Source organism: Snodgrassella alvi wkB2, assembly GCF_000600005.1.
GTDB lineage: Bacteria > Pseudomonadota > Gammaproteobacteria > Burkholderiales > Neisseriaceae > Snodgrassella > Snodgrassella alvi.
In genome coordinates, this window is record NZ_CP007446.1 from 2,302,167 (window position 1) to 2,320,967 (window position 18,801).

The window sequence follows — 18,801 nt, forward strand, 5'->3', positions numbered from 1 at the left end:
TCCTAATTCATCAATGCCGTATGCAGGCTGTTTAATCTGCCTTGCACCGACAAATCCAATACTTGGTCACCAACTTCTACTTTTACGCCACCAATCAATTCCGGGGCAACCACCTGACGCGCTTTCAACCGGCTTTTGAAATGGGCTTCCATATCTAAAACGACTTGTGTAAATTGTTGTTCGTCAATGGGATAAGCCGTATATACAGTGGCCTCTTTTATGTCGTTTAGGGACAAAGCATAGTCTTGGAATAACGTATAAATTTCTGGCAAAACTGTTAAGCGTTTGTTCTGCGCTAACAGAAAGATGAAATTTTTTAATTCATCAGCCGGCGTAAAATCCACTAATGACAGGATTTGTTTTGCCTTTTCTGTGTATTCGCTTTCCGGCTCGTCAATCAGTAACTGCACTTTGGGTTGCAGAATAATTTCAGCCAGTGTTTTCAGTTCGTCCAACCAAGACTCAATTTGATTCTGTTCTTGTGCCAGACTGAATAATGCCTTTGCATATGGTCTGGCTATGGTTGCGAACTCAGCCATGGGATTACAGCTCCTGTTTCAGGTTCGCCAGTAAATCAGCGTGACGTGAAGGATTAACTTCGCTGCGCAGGATAGATTCGGCACCTTTAACAACCAAATCAGCTACCTGCTGACGCAATGCTTCACGGGCTCTGTTGGCTTCCTGCTCAACATCAGCTTTTGCCTGAGCCATGATACGGGCAGCTTCTTCTGATGCCTGCGTTTTGGCATCTTCAACAATCTGCGCGGCACGCTTTTCCGCATTGGCCACCATTTCGGAGACCTGACTGCGACCCTCGGCTAAGATATCAGCAACACGTTTTTCCGCCTGAGCAAAATCGTTTTTCCCGCGTTCGGCAGCAGCCAAACCTTCGGCAATTTTGTCGGCACGGGCATCAAGCACTTTGACAATGGGCGGCCATACGAATTTCATCGTAAATAGCACAAACATGACAAAAACGAGTACTTGTGCAATTAGGGTTGCATTGATATTCACGATTAAACCTTTAGAATTTGTGTTTATTAATTAAAACAGTTAACAACCAGCAAATCCAAGTTTATCAGCCGCCAATTTTGGCAAAGTATAAGAATGATACGCCCAGGGAGATAATGAACGCAGCATCAATCATACCCATGATAATGAAGAATTTACCCAGCAATGAGTTCATTAATTCAGGCTGACGGGCAGAAGATTCCATGTATTTTGCACCCAGCATACCAATACCGATAGAGGCACCCATTGCAGAAATACCAATCATCAGACCACAAGCGATAGCGATTAAACCACCCATTTACTTAACTCCTTAAATATAAAGAAAAGAGAATACTACAACAAATAAACTGACCCTTAATGGGAATCGTGAGCCTGACCCAGATAAACAAAAGTCAGTACCATAAAGAGATAGGCCTGCAGGGCGATTACCAGAATATGGAATATAGCCCATGCCAGACCTGCAATTATCTGCAGGATAAACAGCACAACATCACTGACACCGGCGGCACCGGACATACCCCATGCACCACCCATTAAGGCAATAACCATAAACAGAATTTCACCGGCATACATATTACCGAACAGTCGCATACCATGTGAAAGGGTTTTGGAGAAAAACTCAATAATATTCATCAGAAAGTTTGGGATAAACAACCAAACTTTGTTACCGAACGGCGCACTGAATAATTCATGAATCCAGCCGCCCAGCCCCTTGATTTTAATATTATAAACAATACATAAAAACAAGACTGAAATCGCCATGGCCATGGTGGTATTCAGATCGGCGGTAGGTACTACACGCAGATAAGCATGATGATCACCGGTAGCATGCTGCCATGCCCATGGCAGTAAATCCACCGGCAATAAATCCATGATATTCATGAAGAGAATCCACATGAATACAGTCAGCCCCAGAGGAGCAATAATCTTACGAGATTTCTCGTTATGAATCATATCTTTGCAGATACCACTAACGAATTCAATTAGCAGTTCAATTGCAGCCTGAAAACGGGTTGGCACATCTGCTTTCATACGTCTGGCTGCTATAAACAAGATAGCAGAAGCGATTACACCGGTCAGAATGGAAAAGAATAGTGTATCCAGATTGAGAAATGAGAAATCAACCATATTTGTCTGATAATCTGGTGATTTCTGGGTGTAATTAATTAAGTGATGGCTAATATATTCGCCCGGAGTCATCTCTGTGCCGCTCATAATAACAATCTTTTTCTAAATGTGAACAATCCAGCCTGACTGACCAGTATTAGTCCTGTCAGGAAAGCAAACCAGTTAACAGCGGAATAGCATACATACACCAATAACATCATCAGGCATATCATCAGAATTTTGCTAATCTCGGCCATTATCAGTGTTGCAGGTAATAGCGCCGGTAATTTTTTTGCAGCAATAATAGTTAATATCGCCAGTAATGTAGGTATCAGGTAACTCAGCCCACCTAATACTGCTGACCAGATAGCAGAATAATTCCACAACCATGTGGACACGCAAACTGCGGCAAACAACATGACTGTTTGCCAAAACATGATCCACTTCATTCTGTTACCCTGAAAAACACTTCGGTAAGCTGCAATAATATAATCAACTAATACAATATCGTCAAGTAATTTTGTGAAATTTTGTTAAATTAACTACACCTAATTAATTAATTTTTCTATATTTTTCTACAATATTGCTTAAACTGATAACCCAACTGAACAATTTTGCCACAGTTAATTTCTGTTTGCAGGAATTATTCTAGTCCTAGTTTCTGTAATAAATGACTTAAAGTTTCCGGATTATCAAACTGCAGAATAATCCGGCCGCTGCGCTGATTTTTACTTTGTACCTGCACAGGCACAGAAAAACGTTGCTCAAGCGCCGCTTCTATTTGTTGAACTTCACTGCTTTTTTCTGCCGGATGACGTTTGGCAGCCTCTGGTTTAGCCTGAATTTGCTGACAGCGACGCTCAACTTCCCGCACTGACCAGCCATTTTGTACCGCTTTCTGTGCCAGGTCAATCTGCTGGATAACCGGCAAAGTTAATAAAGCTCTGGCATGTCCCATTTCCAGCTGACGGCCATACATCAGGTCCTGAACCGGCTGAGGAAGATTAAGTAAACGGAGACTGTTAGAAATACTGCTGCGGCTGCGACCGACTGCTTTGGCTACTGTATCATGTGTAAGTCCGAATTCATCTACCAGACGTTTCAACCCCTGGGCTTCTTCGATAGGATTCAGGTTCTGCCGCTGGATATTTTCAATCAGCCCCATTGCCAGCGCAGCTTCATCGGTAATACTTTTGATGACTACGGGTATTTCCTGCAACCCGGCAAGCTGAGCAGCACGCCAGCGACGCTCACCGGCGATAAGTTCGTACTGATGCAGCCCCATTTCACGTACGATTACTGGCTGAATAACGCCCTGAGCACGAATTGAATCAGCCAGTTCCTGTAACCCTTCATCATCAATCTGGGTTCGAGGCTGATAACGCCCGGGAATAATATCTGTAACTGCTACTGTTGTTAAACGATCCCCTCCGGTAATATCGCTACCGGAACCAAGCAGGGCATCCAGTCCTGCACCCAAACCTTTTGCTTTTACCATGTATCGCTCTTTAATTTCCGGATTAACACCACATTGTGGCAAAGGCTGTTATTACATAAATACATTTAATTTATGCTTATTAACTGCTTATTTGCTGGTACGCAGCAATACCTCATCAGCAAGTGCCAGATAGGCTCTGGTACCAGTGGCACGAGGATCATATTGCAAGGCCGGCATGCCATGGCTTGGTGCTTCTGCCAGACGTATATTACGCGGAATCGGTGTACTGAACAGCTTATCGGGAAAGTGGGTACCCAGCTGTTCGTCCACCTGTTTAGCCAGCAAACTGCGCGGGTCGTACAGGGTACGGACAATACCTAAAATATCCAGTTGCGGATTGATGGCCTGGCGGATTTTACGCACGGTGGCAATCAGATCGGAAATACCTTCCAGTGCATAATACTCACACAACATGGGTACAATAATGTGCTGTGCTGCAACCAGACCGTTAATGGTTAATAAAGTCAGTGTCGGCGGGCAGTCAATGATAATGTAATCGTACTGATCAGCCACCTGTGCCAGTGCATTTTTCAGGCGCATTTCCCGCGCCAATTCCTGTACCAGCTCTACCTCAGCACCTGCCAGAGCACGATTAGCAGGCAAAACATCAAAACCGCCATGCTGAGCAGAGGTAATGGCCTGCTGAATAGTTTCATTACCAAGCAACACAGCATAAACTCCGCTGGTTACATTGGCTTTATTAATGCCACTGCCAGTTGTGGCATTACCCTGAGGGTCGAGATCAACTATCAGAACTCTGGACTTTTTTTCCACCAGCGAAGCGGCCAGATTAACTACGGTTGTAGTTTTACCTACCCCGCCTTTCTGGTTGGCTACTGCAATAATATGCGCACTCATGCACTTTCTTTCTTGCGTACCAGAACCATATGCCGCTCTGCATCCAGATGCGGTACGCTGAGTTTATCTACCCGGATCAGTTCTGTATTTTCAGGTAACCGTTCAATTTCTTCATAGGGATAAACTCCCTTCATAGCCGCCCAGTAACCGCCTTTTGCCATCAGCTGTTTAGTGATGGTAACAAAATCATTCAATTCAGCAAAAGCCCTGCTGGTAATGACATCGAACTGCTCACCAACCATGGCTTCTACCCGTGCCGTTATAACTTGTACATTACTTAAGCCCAGCTCGATTACTGCCTGTTGCAGGAATGATGTTTTTTTGCTGTTAGCATCAAGCAGGGCGACAGCCAAATCAGGGCGTGCTATAGCTACGGGTATGCCCGGCATACCACCGCCGCTGCCTACGTCAATCAGGCCTCTGGCATGCTCTACATAAGGCAAAAGAGTGAGGCTGTCGAGAATATGATGACTGATAACATCCTGATCATTGCGCAGTGCAGTCAGATTGTAGGTACTATTCCATTTTTTCAACAGCTCTACGAAGGCCAGTAATTGTAATTGCTGCGGAACAGTCAGTTCGATATTCATCTGCTGCAAACCTTGTTGCAACATGGTTTTCATGTCATTCATATTTTTTTGCTCCCTCAAAACCCCGTTTCAGATGCACCATCAGTAATGCGACTGCCGCCGGTGTGATACCGGATATACGTGAAGCCTGTCCAACTGTTTCGGGACGAAATTGATTCAGTTTTTGTTGTACCTCTGCGGAAAGGCCTTTTACCAGCGTGTAATCAATGCTGGCCGGTAATTTTAGTTTTTCCAGATTCTGACGGTGGCTGATTTCTTCATTTTGCCGCTCAATATAACCCTGATATTTGGCCTGAATTTCTACCTGCTCAGCCGCATCGGCTTCAAGTACTTCTTGCTGTGCATTAGGTAAAGTCATTAAGTCAGCATAGCTGACATTAGGTCGGCGCAGCATATCCAGCAAACTGGATTCTTTACTCAATGGCTGACCCAGCACCCGCTGCTGATCACTCAGCGGCAGATTCAATGGTGTATACCATGTGTGGCTCATGCGTTGCAGTTCGCGCTCAACTGCTTCCTGTTTTCGCTGAAATATTTGCCATTGCGCATCATTGACCAGACCAACAGCTCGCCCCAGACCGGTCAGACGCATATCAGCATTGTCTTCACGCAATTGCAGACGGTATTCGGCACGACTGGTAAACATGCGGTACGGCTCAGTAACGCCTTTAGTAATCAGATCATCCACCAGTACACCTAAATAAGCTTGATCACGTTGCAATACCAGTGGTTCTGCTTCACGAAGATATAATACAGCATTGGCTCCGGCTAGTAAGCCCTGAGCAGCTGCTTCTTCATAGCCGGTAGTGCCGTTAATCTGTCCGGCAAAAAACAGTCCGGCTATATTTTTGGTTTCGAGACTGGCTTTGAGATTACGCGGATCAAAGTAATCATATTCAATGGCATAACCGGGGCGCAGAATATGTGCGTTCTGCAATCCGGGCATTGAATGCACCAGCTTTAACTGAATATCAAACGGCAGACTGGTAGAAATACCGTTCGGATAATATTCGTGTGTTTTCAGCCCTTCAGGTTCCAGAAAAATCTGATGGCTTTCTTTATCGGCAAAACGATTGATTTTATCTTCTATAGAAGGGCAGTAACGTGGACCGACTCCCTCAATCTTACCGGTAAACATCGGGCTGCGGTCGAAACCGCTACGGATAATATCATGGGTGTGACTATTAGTATGAGTAATCCAGCAGGAAATCTGCTGCGGATGTATCTCCCGGCTGCCACGTACTGAAAATACTGGTGCCGGATTGTCGCCCGGTTGTTCTTTAAGCTGGCTGAAATCAATACTGCGTCCATCAATTCTTGGCGGAGTACCGGTTTTCAGACGTCCCTGCGGCAAATTCAGCTCTTTCAGACAGCCTGATAAACGCTGTGCAGCCGGATCTCCGGCACGGCCACCGGCATAGTTTTCCAGACCAATATGGATTTTACCAGCCAGAAAGGTACCAGCCGTCAGCACCACTGCACGACTACGGAATATAACACCCATTGCCGTCATTACCCCGACAGCACGGCCATGTTCCACAACAATATCTTCTACCTGCTGCTGAAATAATTGCAGGTTCGGCTGATTCTCCAGCATGGAACGGATAGCTGCTTTATACAGAATGCGGTCGGCCTGTGCCCGTGTTGCACGTACTGCGGGTCCTTTTGATGCATTCAGGCGACGAAATTGAATACCTCCGTAATCAGCAGCCAGTGCCATTGCCCCGCCCAGTGCATCCAGTTCACGCACCAGATGACCTTTGCCGATGCCGCCGATAGACGGATTACACGACATTTGTCCCAGAGTTTCGATATTGTGGGTAAGTAATAATGTTTGCGCACCCATACGCGCAGCGGCCAAAGCCGCCTCTGTACCGGCATGTCCGCCGCCTACCACAATTACATCGTATTCAATCGGATAATTCATTTGACAACAGTTGATTCCATAGCATTGTTTTTTCAAGAAACAATGCCTGAGCAAAATAGTGCTATTTTACGCGAGCTGTTGCCATTTGTCAGGCATGTAAAAATGCAAAGTGATTTTTCACCCCGGCAGTTATTGCAGTCTGTCTGTTTTAACGGCCGTGCACACCCTGCCATGCGGCATCCAGTCTGGTACCGGCTGCCTGTAATGCAGCATCAGCCTGCTGGCGCTGAACATCAGCCTGATTAAAATCATTTTGCAGACGAGTAACATTATCCTGTGCATTTTTCAGCTGTAACTGCGCCGATTGCAACTGAGTTTGCAATTGCAATGCTTTACTCTGGCTGGCACTTTGTGCTGACAGTGCCGCCTGATAAGCTTTCTGAGCACTGAGTAATTCAACATCGGCAGGAGATTCAGCCCATGCCGTAACCGCCAGACCTAAAATCAACCACAAGCTATATTTTACTTTCATGCCTGCTAACTTTCTTAATCAGAATTAATCTTAATTAGAATTAATGTGCACATACATGCTGATATTGCTGTTCGGAAGCTGAACCACTGGTAATACCCATCGGGCGCAAGTCTGTTTCACCGAAATGATCCTGACGGATCAGTTCGCCATGCGCATCCAGCAACTCTACATCAAGTACCCGGAATATTTTACGACTACAGTCAATCTGTGTTGTACTCAGTGCGGTTTTATAAGCCGGTGTGTTACTGTAATACTGCTGTTTAGGGTCGATAACGGTTTTGCGATCGCGGAAAGTAACCAGATTACCATGGCGTTTAATACTGCCGCTATCAAGCGCATACTGGATATTACCACTGGCGGATACACCAAGCTCAACCCAGCTGCCACTGGCTTTCGGAACATTGGTGGTAGTACATGCAGCCAGAATAGCACAAACAGCCAAACTGGTTATCAGGTGACGGAAATAAATGATTTTCATGCTAATTCCTTGCAACAGCCATCAGGTAACTGTCGGAAATAAAGGTAAATTGCAGTACAATACCCGTTTCAGATTAAATGTAACAGGTGTTTTGTGACCCATGCCGAGCAAATTTTACACGATGTTTTCGGCTATCCGGAATTTCGCGGACAACAGGCAGAAATTATCGACACAGTAGCTAGCGGTCATAATGCACTGGTACTGATGCCTACCGGCGCGGGCAAGTCTTTATGTTATCAAATTCCGGCATTAATGCGCGATGGTGTCGCTATTGTGATTTCACCACTGATCGCACTGATGCAGGATCAGGTTACAGCTCTGAATGTCAATGGTATTTCTGCCGCCTGTGTACACGGAGGCACCAGTGGTGAAGAGATACAGCGCATTGCTGATGAAATCGCGGCTGAGCATCTGAAGCTATTATATGTAGCACCGGAACGTCTGGTTATGCCGCGTTTTTTACAGTTTTTACACAATACCCGTATTAGCCTGTTTGCGATTGATGAGGCTCATTGTGTCAGCCAGTGGGGACATGATTTTCGCCCTGAATATCAGCAACTGAGCATTCTGGCAGACGAATTTGCCGGTATTCCGCGTATTGCCCTTACTGCCACAGCAGATAATGCCACCAGAGCAGATATTCAGCACTATCTGGATTTAACAGACGCACGATTATTTGTTTCCAGCTTTAACCGCCCGAATATTGACTATCAGGTTATTGAAAAAAACAACGGTAAGAAACAGTTATTACAATTCATCCGCAGCCAGATGTCCAGAGAGAATGGTATTGTTTACTGTCTGTCACGCAAGCGTGTGGAAGATATTGCTGCTTTTCTAAGCGAAAACGGTCTGACTGCCCTACCCTATCATGCCGGACTGGACTGGGATATACGCAGCCGGAATCAGCGTCGCTTCACACAGGAAGATGGCATTATTATCGTAGCAACAGTAGCTTTCGGTATGGGTATAGATAAACCGGATGTACGTTTTGTTGCCCATCTTGATATGCCTGCCAGCATTGAACATTTTTATCAGGAATCAGGGCGTGCCGGCCGTGACGGCCTGCCTGCCACCAGCTGGCTGTGTTATGGCCTGAATGACTGGGTACTATTGCGCGAACGGATTGAGCTTGCTGAGCGCGATGAAACACAAAAACGCATTGATTTACAAAAACTCGATGCCATGCTGGCCTTTTGTGAGACTACAGACTGCCGCCGCCGGCTCTTGCTGCGCTACTTCGGAGAGGAAGGTGAGTCCTGCGGACATTGCGACAACTGCACCGACCCGCCCAGCAGATTTGACGGCACTGTACTGGCACAAAAATTACTTTCGTGCGTGTATCGGGTAAAACAGCGTTTTGCTACCGGACATGTGATTGATGTTTTACGCGGTCGCGAAACAGACCCGGTAATACGCTGCGGACACCAGCATTTATCTACTTTTGGTATAGGCAGTGAATTAACAGTTAAAGAGTGGCGTACAGTGGTACGGCAATGCGTTGCGTCAGGATATCTGAATGTTGATATAGCCAATCAGGCATTACAGCTTACTGAGCAGGCACGGGCAGTATTAAAAAACCAGCAACAGGTCTGGCTGCGACCATTGAAGCATGATAAAACCCGCAACAATCGCAATACTGATACCTGGCTGCGTACTGAACGCGAAGAACGTCTGTGGCAAACGCTGCGCAACTGGCGTAAAGAACGCGCCAGCAAAAACAATGTACCAGCCTATACCATTTTTGCCGACCGGACATTACAGGATTTAGTCCGGCATCCGCCGGCCACACTGGCTGATTTAAACCATATTTATGGATTAGGTGAAAGTAAAATCAGAAATTTCGGTGCAGATATTCTGGCTCTGTGTCGCAAATGGGCGCAATAATAGTCTGAACGTCTCCGCTATTCTGCTCATAAATCATTTATTTTCTCAGTTTTTATAACTTTTATCTTTGCTTATCCGGTCATGATTCTGCCTTTATACTGGTACAGTAAATAGTTTTTCATAACAGGTGATTATCGGCAGAATAACACCTGATTTTGCCTACTTTATGTGCATGAGAATATCCGGTAATACGGGCATTCTGCTGCCGGTATCCTGCGATTATCTGATTGTTATTTTTTATCTGTTTTTTGGTAATTTATCGCATCTATTCTAGGGTTCATTTACCAATCCACCTGATTAGTTTGGCTGTATGCGTTTTTACAGCCATCACCTGTCTGCACATTTATAAAAGCATAGCAGCTTAATTTCGCCTGATAGGCATTCCTGCCTTTATCAGGCACCTACCATGCTTAAATTTATCTGTTATATAGATTCACTATCATTACCGATGGCAAACTGTATCGTTTACTTGGTTGTCAATTATAAGTATCCCCATCAGCCTTAACTTAGGCTACTTGCATAGCAATCATCTGATAATGACAATAAGCATATTACTGAAAATAAAATTATCTAATTCAGACCTGTTACCCTCTAACAGAGATTTCAGACGTGCTGGTTACAGACATCAGCATTTCAGTTACAGGCAAGAAATGACCATTTTTTACACTTTGTTTTCAATAATATAAACCAATGATTTATCTATAATAAATAGTCATGTCAACCATGAATGATGCGCTATATCAAATAAATGTGAAAAATGCTGCTTTATTCATCATACAAATCCCATATATAGTAAAAAAAAGCGCAACAACAGCATTTAAACACTAAATATAGTATTTTTTTACATATAAGCACTGTGATCAGACAAATTGTTATTATTTAATAACAATGCAGTAACTGCTGCCGGTTATTACAGGTGGCAGAAGGATAATCAGCATGAAACCCATTGTAATTAAAAGAGATGGTTGTCACGTACCTTTTGATACAGCCCGCATCAAAGAAGCCATACAACAAGCAGCCAAAGCAGTACAGATTAACGATATCGATTATTGCCATCAGGTGGCAGAAAGTGTGGCCGGTCATCTTGCCGAGCGTGAATATATTGATATTCATGATATCCAGCAGGCTGTTGAAGACCAGTTAATGGCCGGACAGTACAAGGAGCTGGCCCGTGCGTATATTGAATACCGCCATTCCCGAGATGTGGCACGTGAATCACGCAGTCGTCTAAATCGTGAAATTCAGGGTCTGGTTGAACAGACCAACTTTAGTCTGCTCAATGAAAACGCCAACAAAGACAGTAAAGTTATTCCGACACAGCGCGATTTACTGGCCGGCATTGTCGCCAAACACTATGCACAACAGCACCTGCTGCCACGCGATGTGGTACTGGCACATGAAAGGGGTGAAATCCATTACCACGATCTGGATTATGCGCCTTTTTTCCCGATGTTTAACTGCATGCTGATTGACCTGAAAGGCATGCTGACTAACGGCTTCAAAATGGGGAATGCCGAAATCGAGCAGCCGAAATCAATTGCCACTGCCACTGCGGTAACAGCACAGATCATTGCGCAGGTAGCCAGCCATATTTATGGCGGCAGCACCATCAACCGTATTGATGAAGTACTGGCTCCCTTTGTTCGTGCCAGCTACAACAAACATCTGGCAGTAGCAACTGAATGGCAGATTGCCAATGCAAACGACTATGCACGTGCACGTACTGAAAAAGAGTGTTATGACGCCTTTCAGTCACTGGAATATGAAGTCAATACCCTGCATACAGCCAATGGTCAGACTCCTTTTGTAACCTTTGGCTTTGGTCTGGGCACAAGCTGGGAAAGCCGGCTGATACAAACTGCTATTTTACGCAATCGCCTCGCAGGCCTCGGTAAAAATGGCAAAACAGCCGTTTTTCCCAAACTGGTATTCAGCATAAAAGATGGTATTAACCACAAAGCCGGTGATATTAACTACGATATTAAACAGCTGGCTCTGGAATGTGCTTCCAAACGTATGTATCCGGATATTCTTAACTATGATCAGGTTGTCGCTGTTACCGGTTCATTCAAAACTCCGATGGGCTGCCGCAGCTTCCTTGGTGTCTATGAAGAAAACGGTGAGCAAATCCATGAAGGACGAAACAATCTGGGGGTTATCAGCCTGAATCTGCCCCGTATCGCCATAGAAGCCAGATATGATGAAACACGTTTCTGGCAGTTACTGGATGAACGTCTGCAACTGTGCCGCAAAGCACTGATGACACGCATTGCCCGTTTTGAAAATGTCAAAGCCAGAGTGGCTCCGATTCTGTATATGGAGGGTGCCTGCGGGGTACGTCTGAATGCTGATGATTCAGTAGCTCAAATATTCAAAAACGGCCGCGCCTCAATTTCACTGGGCTATATCGGTCTGCACGAAACCATTAATGCCCTGTATGGTACCGAAAAACATGTTTTTGATAGCGAAACCCTGCGCGAGAAAGCCATTGCTATCGTACAAAAACTGCGTGACACTGCCGACCGCTGGAAAGCCGAAACCGGTTATGGTTTCAGCCTGTACAGCACACCCAGTGAAAACCTGTGTGATCGCTTCTGCCGGCTTGATACTGCCGAATTCGGGGTTATCAATGGTGTGACCGATAAAGGTTACTATACCAACAGCTTCCATCTGGATGTTGAGAAAAAGGTTAATCCTTACGATAAAATCGATTTTGAAGCACCCTATCCGAAAATGGCCAGTGGCGGTTTTATCTGCTACGGGGAATATCCGAATTTACAGCACAATCTTAAAGCATTAGAGGACGTGTGGGACTACAGCTACCGTTACGTTCCCTATTACGGAACGAATACACCGATCGATGAATGCTACGACTGTGGATTCAGCGGTGAATTTTCCTGTACCAGCAAAGGTTTTGTCTGCCCGAAATGCGGCAATCATGATCCTGCACGGGTATCCGTTACCAGACGTGTATGCGGTTATCTGGGCAGTCCGGATTCCCGCCCGTTTAATGCCGGCAAACAGGAAGAAGTTAAACGACGGGTCAAACATCTTGGTCAGCAATGTGGTGCACTGTAAGTATGAATTACCATCAGTATTATCCAGTTGATGTTGTCAACGGTCCCGGAACCCGCTGTACACTGTTCGTAGCCGGCTGTGAGCACAAATGCAGGGGCTGCTATAACGCCACCACATGGCGGACAGATTCCGGTAAACCATTTGACCAGCAGATGGAAGACCTGATTATCAGCGACCTTAACGACAAACGTATTGTGCGTCAGGGGCTGTCGCTCACCGGCGGAGATCCGCTGCACCCGCATAACCTGAATGCTATCCTGAAACTGGTCAGACGGGTACGGCAGGAAACCGAACATAAAGACATCTGGCTATGGACAGGCTACACACTGGCAGAATTATCACCGGCACAAATGCAGGTTGTAAATGAAATCAACACCCTTATCGACGGTAAATTCATACAGGAACTGAAAGATCCGGCATTAATCTGGCGCGGCAGCAGTAATCAGCAGATTCATTACCTGCATCCGGTATAATTCAACCATTTGGCACCATTGTAGTTAACAGATTAATTCTGCATAACAGCAATGGTGCTTCTTTATCTCTTGCTGTCAGAAAATTTTTCTAATAAACCAGTCAGTTATTTTACTCGCTTGTTCTCAGACTGCCCGAAATGGCCGGAATGGCATAAAATTCGTATATTACAAGTAAAATTCTGGGATAATTTACCTTTAATAGTCTGGTTTAAACAATCAAAACACATTCGTCTTAGTGCTGCCAAATCACCAGAGCAGCACAAATTTACTCAATTAAACCGTAGACAACACTACCTGCATCTATTCTGAGCATATTGGTGGTCAGTTAATAGTGACATACGGTTTTACTTACCCGGATACACATGGACAATACCAATGAGCATAATTGATGTAACTGACAGACGCGCCGAAACTCAGGCAATGCTGGATAAAGCAGATCTTTTGTTTGACCGCAGAACCTGTGAAACCAGGCTGGAGCAAATGGCTGCGGACATCACTGCAGCATTAAGTGATAAATACCCGCTGGTATTACCGGTGATGGGCGGTGCAGTTGTTTTCACCGGAAAATTACTGCCATTACTGCGTTTTCCGCTGGATTTTGATTACATCCATATTTCCCGCTACGGTGATAAACTTAAAGGTGGTAATTATCAGTGGCTGCGTGCCCCGCAGAATGCGGTAGTCGGACGCCACATTCTGGTACTGGATGATATTTTGGATGAAGGGCATACACTGGCAGCCGTAAAAAAACAGATACTGGAAATGGGTGCAGCCAGCTGTTCTACAGCTGTTTTTGCCAACAAACTGATTGGCAAAGAAAAGCCCATTATGGCTGATTTTGTCGGACTGGATGTTCCCAATCGTTATGTTTTCGGGTATGGCATGGATGCTGAAGGTAAATGGCGTAATCTGGACGAAATTTATGCTCTGGCTGAGTAATCGTCAATAACAGTATCTATTGTATGCAGGCCATGGTTATCTACACCGTGGCTCCTTGCTCATTCTTAGATTTTCCGGTTTTGAAATACATATAACATAATCAAATTTAATTCCATCATTATCATTAATAAAATCACGGTTCACTCAAAGCTATAGCATTAAAACTGTATCTAAATCATTAATATATCTACTGCATTAAATGATCATTTTTGAAAGACAGCAAACTGTTTCAAATCTGCTTTGAAATATATTTTTTATAAAAAATAAAGAATTAATGCGGGATTAGGCTAATTCATGTTCAAATTTAAATAACAGCCATACAGCACTAATAAAAATGTTAATATCATAATATATCAGCATACATAGAATATATATGTAAAATATACATACAAAATAATATGTTATATTTTATTAAATAATTTTTTTAATGATTACAATAAAAAAATAAAATATTACATTAACTATTGATTATATTATTTAATTAACACATTCTTGACAAATTTAATTACTCGCCAGTATGATGTCTATACCGTATTAAATAGTACGGTCAGCTCTGGAAGGCTGTTTTATCAGACAGATAAACCATTGATATTTTTATTATGGTTTTTTCATATTCTGTTCACCAAGTCATTGGCATACCTTTTCGATGGTAGACAATGGCAGGGAGGCTTTATGCCTGCCGGTTCTGATTAACGGTCTTCCAGCCTTGCCATTCTTCTGCCGCCAGATGCGTCTGGAAGCGCATAGCGGTTTGATTAGAATAATCAGGAAAGGCAGTGTTTATGACTATTTTTGTGGCGGAAAGCCGCCATTTGGAAGCGTATATGTTACGCCTGTTTCCGCCAGCGATGGCTCCAATTACCAATAAGCAGGTTTTACCAGAGTTTTGTCATATTAATTTGCGTGAAAGCAACACCTTTGGTTCTGATATACGCTCATTTATCAGATATAAACTGAAACGCCCTAAAAAAGTAATTATTTACTCAGCCAAGCCTGACAGCAAAGTTAATTGAGTATTATAATCAGTAATGAGATAGTTAGTTTTTATAATATATTATATTTATTGCATTTAGTATATTTTTTGTATTAATAGCTACAATTATCTGATTGTAGAAAGGGGATAAAGAAATGTTGCAAAAAAAGGATTGCCTGAAAAATTTAAGATAATGTCCGTACAGACTCATTGATTCCGGTCATTATCTATCAGTTAGTTTATTTGTCTATGTTTCCTGGTTCTTTAGCTTTTTAAGGGGCGGAACCAGGCTTTTTGCATTCTGGACTATCGTTTTTACTGCTATACCGCCCTAGTATCTTTTATTGCCTCATCGCTTTATGCCCCTCATCACGTAATTGCAATATTTTCTTACCTTCTGCCTTAGCCTGTACCATTTTTCCCGCTTTAACCAGATTATTGGTTTTATCAATTTCTGCAATCAATTTATCCATCTCAGCATAGTATGCTCTCAATTTTGGATTATTCGGTGCAGCATTTTCCAGACCGGAAGGTTTTTTTGCTTTAGCGGCCACGGCAGCAGCCCGCATACTGGCCAGAGCTTTACTGGCATCTGCGACTGTTTGCGCTGAATTAAAACGCGCATAACTCATATTAATAGCACTCATATAAACGTTTACGCCATTCGCCTGAACAGTCATCACTGATAATATCAGTGATAATAACAATATCCCTGCAGAGAGAAATTTTTTGGTTGCCATCTGATTTTCCTGTTCTTCAGTTAATCCTAAACATTTTATATATAAAACAGCGCAGAGTTTGATAATACCGTATCAAGTAAATGATAAGCTTTGCACCTGAATCAGTTTGCGTAAAAAGTGATCACAGCGTTCAAGCTGCTCCAGTTCTATATATTCATCAGCCTTATGAGCCACTGTAATACTACCGGGACCACATACAACAGTATTGATACCGCTATTCTGAAACTGGCCGCCTTCAGTCGCATAGGCCACTTTGGCTTGTTGTTTATTATCCACTAGTTGAGTAATCAATGCATGCAGCTGCTGATTATTTGCGTCATTTAAAGCAGGTACCTGTACATTATGGGTTAGCTTAATTGATGCTTCCGGTACCACTGCCTGCATAGCGGGTAAAAGGGTCGTTGCAATATATTGCTGAATCGGTTCAGTCAGCTCTTCTACCGTCATATGCGGCAAATTACGATAATCAAATTCAAAGGTACAATAATCCGGCACAATATTAATAGCAGTACCGCCACGAATCAGGCCGGTTGAAACAGTAGCAAACGGGACATCAAAAGCATGATCCAAATCAGCCCGCTGTTGTAATTGCTGAGCCAGCTGGTTGATAAACACAATCAGACGGGCTGCATATTCAATTGCATTCACACCATCAGGTGTGAGCGAAGAGTGAGCATTTTTACCGTGTACTTCACAACAGAAAGTATGGATGCCTTTGTGGGCTACTACCATTTGCATGGATGTAGGTTCACCAACAATACAGGATTGCGGCTGCAAACCTCTTTTTTCCAGCTCAGCCAGCATCACCGGTGCACCGAGACAGCCGACTTCTTCATCAAAAGACAAAGCAATATGTAATGGGACTTTCAGCTTTGTCTTCTGCATATCCGGAACCGTAGCCAGTACGCTGGCAATAAAACCTTTCATGTCACTACTGCCACGACCATATACGCGGCCATCGCGTATATTTGCTGCAAACGGATCTGATAACCATTTTTGCCCGTCTACCGGCACAACATCAGTATGACCGGAAAGTACTATCCCACCGGAAGTACTGCCATCAGCAGCCGGGATAGTGACAAACAGATTGGCTTTATCCCCCTTTTCATTATGTGCCAGCCATGGCGACAGTTTACGGCTCTCTAGATAATCGGCCACATAATTAATCAAGGCCAGATTACTCTGACGGCTGGTGGTATCAAAAGCAATCAGCTGACATAACCAGCTAAGTGTATCCACGGCAAATCTCCGGTTAACTCTGGTTAAACCATAGCATAATTTATGCCTATAGCGTAACCAATACATAAAACAAAATCCTCTTCGACGCTGATAATAGCTACAATAGCTATTTATGGAAAGGTATAACAGATGAAACAGCAATTTGACTTAGCCGGACATCCGCATGTTGCATTATGTGATCTGCTCAAACTGGCCGGGCTGGCAGAAAGTGGAGGCAGAGCCAAACAATTGATTGCCGAAGGTAAAGTACTGCGCAATCAGCAGCCGGAAACCCGTAAAACCGCGAAAATCGTTGCCGGAGACAGTATCCGGCTGTGTGACAGTGAAATCAATGTCATTAATAGTGAGTTATGAGCACACCGGAATTATTAACTCCGCCAGTACCACCGGAAGACTGGGAATGCTGCAATAGTGACTGTGGTGATGCCTGTGTCTGGCAAATTTATTACCGCGAAAAAGCTGCATATGAAGCGATGCAGGCACAGTTATCCGCATCATCTTCCAATAACGAAAAAAGCTCATGAGTATTGATTTACATTGTCATTCCACGGTTTCTGATGGCGCACTGACGCCGGCCGAAGTTGTCCTGCGTGCTTCTGCTAATGGTTGCACATTGCTGGCATTAACAGACCATGACCATACCGGAGGTCTGGCCGCCGCGCATGCACAGGCCAAGCAGTCAGGAATCACTTTGATTAACGGGGCGGAAATCTCAGTAAGCTGGCGCGGACGCACTATACATATTGTCGGTCTGAATATATCTCCGGAAGATGAAGTATTACAAACTTTACTCGGACGTCTTCGCAGCGGCCGTTTACAGCGTCTACAGGCCATTGCCGATAAGCTGGCTAAAAAAGGAATTAGTGATGCTTATGAAGGCACACTGGCACTTGCTACGAATATAGATATGGTGACACGTACACATATTGCTGATTTTTTAGTCCGGTCCGGCCATGTGAATAAAAAAGCTGATGCATTTCGCAAATATCTGGGTGACGGTAAATCCTGCAGTGTTAAACATCAGTGGGCAGAATTGGCTGAGGTTGTTACCGCTATCCGACATGCCGGCGGGATTGCGGTTATTGCGCATCCAATGCGCTATGAGCTGTCTGCTACTGCACGCCGTAATCTGTTCAGTGATTTTAAGGCTTGTGGTGGCGAAGCGATTGAAGTGCATAGTGGGCGTTCTAATCTGAACGATAGACTGAACTATGCCTTACTGGCACAACAATTCGATTTTTTAGCCAGTTGTGGCAGTGATTTTCATCGTGATGGTGATTTTGGTGGTGGCCTGCTCGGCTGCTGTCCTGAACTACCACCTATCTGTAAACCAGTATGGGATCATTTAGCTGATTAACCGCATTATCCTCTGATAGATTTTAAATCAAACAAGGTATTTAAAGTTTGTTTCAGTCATAAACCAATCACAAATGTTTGATTATAATATGCCAATATACTATAAAAGGCGTAATTATTGTTTTTTGTATACTCTATGCTTATTAAAGAATATTTTTACATTTAAATATGCTAAAAT

21 protein-coding genes are annotated in these 18,801 nt (G+C 44.0%); 8 read left to right on the plus strand and 13 right to left on the minus strand.

Annotated elements, in window-relative coordinates:
• Nucleotides 1-2 precede the first annotated feature (2 nt).
• The 11 genes from SALWKB2_RS10455 to SALWKB2_RS10505 form a co-directional block, all read right to left on the minus strand.
• Nucleotides 3-539, minus strand: a complete 537-nt coding sequence (locus tag SALWKB2_RS10455; protein ID WP_025331625.1) for a F0F1 ATP synthase subunit delta — start codon at nucleotides 537-539, stop codon at nucleotides 3-5.
• 4 nt (nucleotides 540-543) lie between these two features.
• Nucleotides 544-1,014: a F0F1 ATP synthase subunit B gene (locus tag SALWKB2_RS10460; protein ID WP_025331626.1), complete on the minus strand. Its 471-nt coding sequence runs from the start codon at nucleotides 1,012-1,014 to the stop codon at nucleotides 544-546.
• A 64-nt stretch (nucleotides 1,015-1,078) separates the two neighbouring features.
• Nucleotides 1,079-1,309 (minus strand): F0F1 ATP synthase subunit C, encoded by a 231-nt coding sequence (gene atpE / locus SALWKB2_RS10465; protein ID WP_025331627.1) that lies wholly within the window; start codon nucleotides 1,307-1,309, stop codon nucleotides 1,079-1,081.
• 56 nt (nucleotides 1,310-1,365) lie between these two features.
• Entirely contained in the window at nucleotides 1,366-2,226 is an 861-nt protein-coding gene (gene atpB / locus SALWKB2_RS10470; RefSeq protein ID WP_025331628.1) for a F0F1 ATP synthase subunit A, read from the minus strand.
• On the minus strand, nucleotides 2,223-2,555 hold the full coding sequence (locus SALWKB2_RS10475; protein ID WP_180297655.1) for an ATP synthase subunit I: 333 nt from the start codon (nucleotides 2,553-2,555) through the stop codon (nucleotides 2,223-2,225). The genes atpB and SALWKB2_RS10475 overlap by 4 nt, the downstream gene beginning before the upstream one ends.
• A 206-nt stretch (nucleotides 2,556-2,761) precedes the next feature.
• Nucleotides 2,762-3,616, minus strand: coding sequence for a ParB/RepB/Spo0J family partition protein (locus SALWKB2_RS10480; protein WP_037394751.1), 855 nt, complete (start codon nucleotides 3,614-3,616; stop codon nucleotides 2,762-2,764).
• An 87-nt stretch (nucleotides 3,617-3,703) separates the two neighbouring features.
• On the minus strand, nucleotides 3,704-4,474 hold the full coding sequence (locus SALWKB2_RS10485; RefSeq protein WP_025331630.1) for a ParA family protein: 771 nt from the start codon (nucleotides 4,472-4,474) through the stop codon (nucleotides 3,704-3,706).
• Nucleotides 4,471-5,106, minus strand: coding sequence for a 16S rRNA (guanine(527)-N(7))-methyltransferase RsmG (gene rsmG, locus SALWKB2_RS10490; protein ID WP_025331631.1), 636 nt, complete (start codon nucleotides 5,104-5,106; stop codon nucleotides 4,471-4,473). The genes SALWKB2_RS10485 and rsmG overlap by 4 nt, the downstream gene beginning before the upstream one ends.
• Complete coding sequence (gene mnmG / locus SALWKB2_RS10495) at nucleotides 5,099-6,991, minus strand: tRNA uridine-5-carboxymethylaminomethyl(34) synthesis enzyme MnmG (RefSeq protein WP_025331632.1); 1,893 nt, start codon at nucleotides 6,989-6,991, stop codon at nucleotides 5,099-5,101. The genes rsmG and mnmG overlap by 8 nt, the downstream gene beginning before the upstream one ends.
• 148 nt (nucleotides 6,992-7,139) lie before the next feature.
• Complete coding sequence (locus SALWKB2_RS10500; protein ID WP_025331633.1) at nucleotides 7,140-7,463, minus strand: hypothetical protein; 324 nt, start codon at nucleotides 7,461-7,463, stop codon at nucleotides 7,140-7,142.
• A gap of 40 nt (nucleotides 7,464-7,503) precedes the next feature.
• A complete protein-coding gene (locus tag SALWKB2_RS10505) occupies nucleotides 7,504-7,941 on the minus strand; it encodes a surface-adhesin E family protein (RefSeq protein WP_025331634.1) in 438 nt (145 codons plus the stop codon).
• 93 nt (nucleotides 7,942-8,034) lie between these two features.
• On the opposite strand from SALWKB2_RS10505, the gene recQ reads away from it, so the two are divergent.
• From recQ to SALWKB2_RS10535, 5 genes are all read left to right on the plus strand, one after another.
• Nucleotides 8,035-9,825 (plus strand): DNA helicase RecQ, encoded by a 1,791-nt coding sequence (gene recQ, locus SALWKB2_RS10510; protein ID WP_025331635.1) that lies wholly within the window; start codon nucleotides 8,035-8,037, stop codon nucleotides 9,823-9,825.
• Nucleotides 9,826-10,761: 936 nt separating this feature from the next.
• Complete coding sequence (nrdD, locus tag SALWKB2_RS10515; RefSeq protein ID WP_025331636.1) at nucleotides 10,762-12,903, plus strand: anaerobic ribonucleoside-triphosphate reductase; 2,142 nt, start codon at nucleotides 10,762-10,764, stop codon at nucleotides 12,901-12,903.
• Nucleotides 12,904-12,905: 2 nt separating this feature from the next.
• The gene (nrdG, locus tag SALWKB2_RS10520; protein WP_025331637.1) at nucleotides 12,906-13,376 is read left to right on the plus strand and encodes an anaerobic ribonucleoside-triphosphate reductase-activating protein; all 471 of its coding nucleotides are present in this window, start codon (nucleotides 12,906-12,908) and stop codon (nucleotides 13,374-13,376) included.
• A gap of 381 nt (nucleotides 13,377-13,757) precedes the next feature.
• Nucleotides 13,758-14,315 carry a hypoxanthine-guanine phosphoribosyltransferase gene (locus tag SALWKB2_RS10530; RefSeq protein WP_025331639.1) on the plus strand — a complete coding sequence of 186 codons (558 nt, stop codon included), beginning with the start codon at nucleotides 13,758-13,760 and terminating at the stop codon, nucleotides 14,313-14,315.
• A 782-nt stretch (nucleotides 14,316-15,097) separates the two neighbouring features.
• Nucleotides 15,098-15,328, plus strand: a complete 231-nt coding sequence (locus tag SALWKB2_RS10535; protein ID WP_025331640.1) for a hypothetical protein — start codon at nucleotides 15,098-15,100, stop codon at nucleotides 15,326-15,328.
• A 301-nt stretch (nucleotides 15,329-15,629) separates the two neighbouring features.
• Here SALWKB2_RS10535 and SALWKB2_RS10540 read toward each other — a convergent pair whose 3' ends face one another.
• Nucleotides 15,630-16,028, minus strand: coding sequence for a cytochrome b562 (locus tag SALWKB2_RS10540; protein ID WP_025331641.1), 399 nt, complete (start codon nucleotides 16,026-16,028; stop codon nucleotides 15,630-15,632).
• A gap of 72 nt (nucleotides 16,029-16,100) precedes the next feature.
• Complete coding sequence (gene argE, locus SALWKB2_RS10545) at nucleotides 16,101-17,267, minus strand: acetylornithine deacetylase (protein WP_025331642.1); 1,167 nt, start codon at nucleotides 17,265-17,267, stop codon at nucleotides 16,101-16,103.
• 129 nt (nucleotides 17,268-17,396) lie between these two features.
• Between argE and SALWKB2_RS10550 the strand changes: the two genes are divergently transcribed.
• Genes SALWKB2_RS10550 through SALWKB2_RS10555 form a run of 3 tightly spaced genes read left to right on the plus strand, consistent with a single transcriptional unit; the run spans nucleotide 17,397 to nucleotide 18,624 of the window.
• Entirely contained in the window at nucleotides 17,397-17,621 is a 225-nt protein-coding gene (locus SALWKB2_RS10550) for an RNA-binding S4 domain-containing protein (protein ID WP_025331643.1), read from the plus strand.
• Nucleotides 17,618-17,791 carry an oxidoreductase-like domain-containing protein gene (locus tag SALWKB2_RS12080; RefSeq protein WP_080690470.1) on the plus strand — a complete coding sequence of 58 codons (174 nt, stop codon included), beginning with the start codon at nucleotides 17,618-17,620 and terminating at the stop codon, nucleotides 17,789-17,791. The genes SALWKB2_RS10550 and SALWKB2_RS12080 overlap by 4 nt, the downstream gene beginning before the upstream one ends.
• The gene (locus SALWKB2_RS10555; protein ID WP_038649064.1) at nucleotides 17,788-18,624 is read left to right on the plus strand and encodes a PHP domain-containing protein; all 837 of its coding nucleotides are present in this window, start codon (nucleotides 17,788-17,790) and stop codon (nucleotides 18,622-18,624) included. Before SALWKB2_RS12080 ends, SALWKB2_RS10555 begins: the two co-directional genes overlap by 4 nt.
• Nucleotides 18,625-18,801 lie beyond the last annotated feature (177 nt).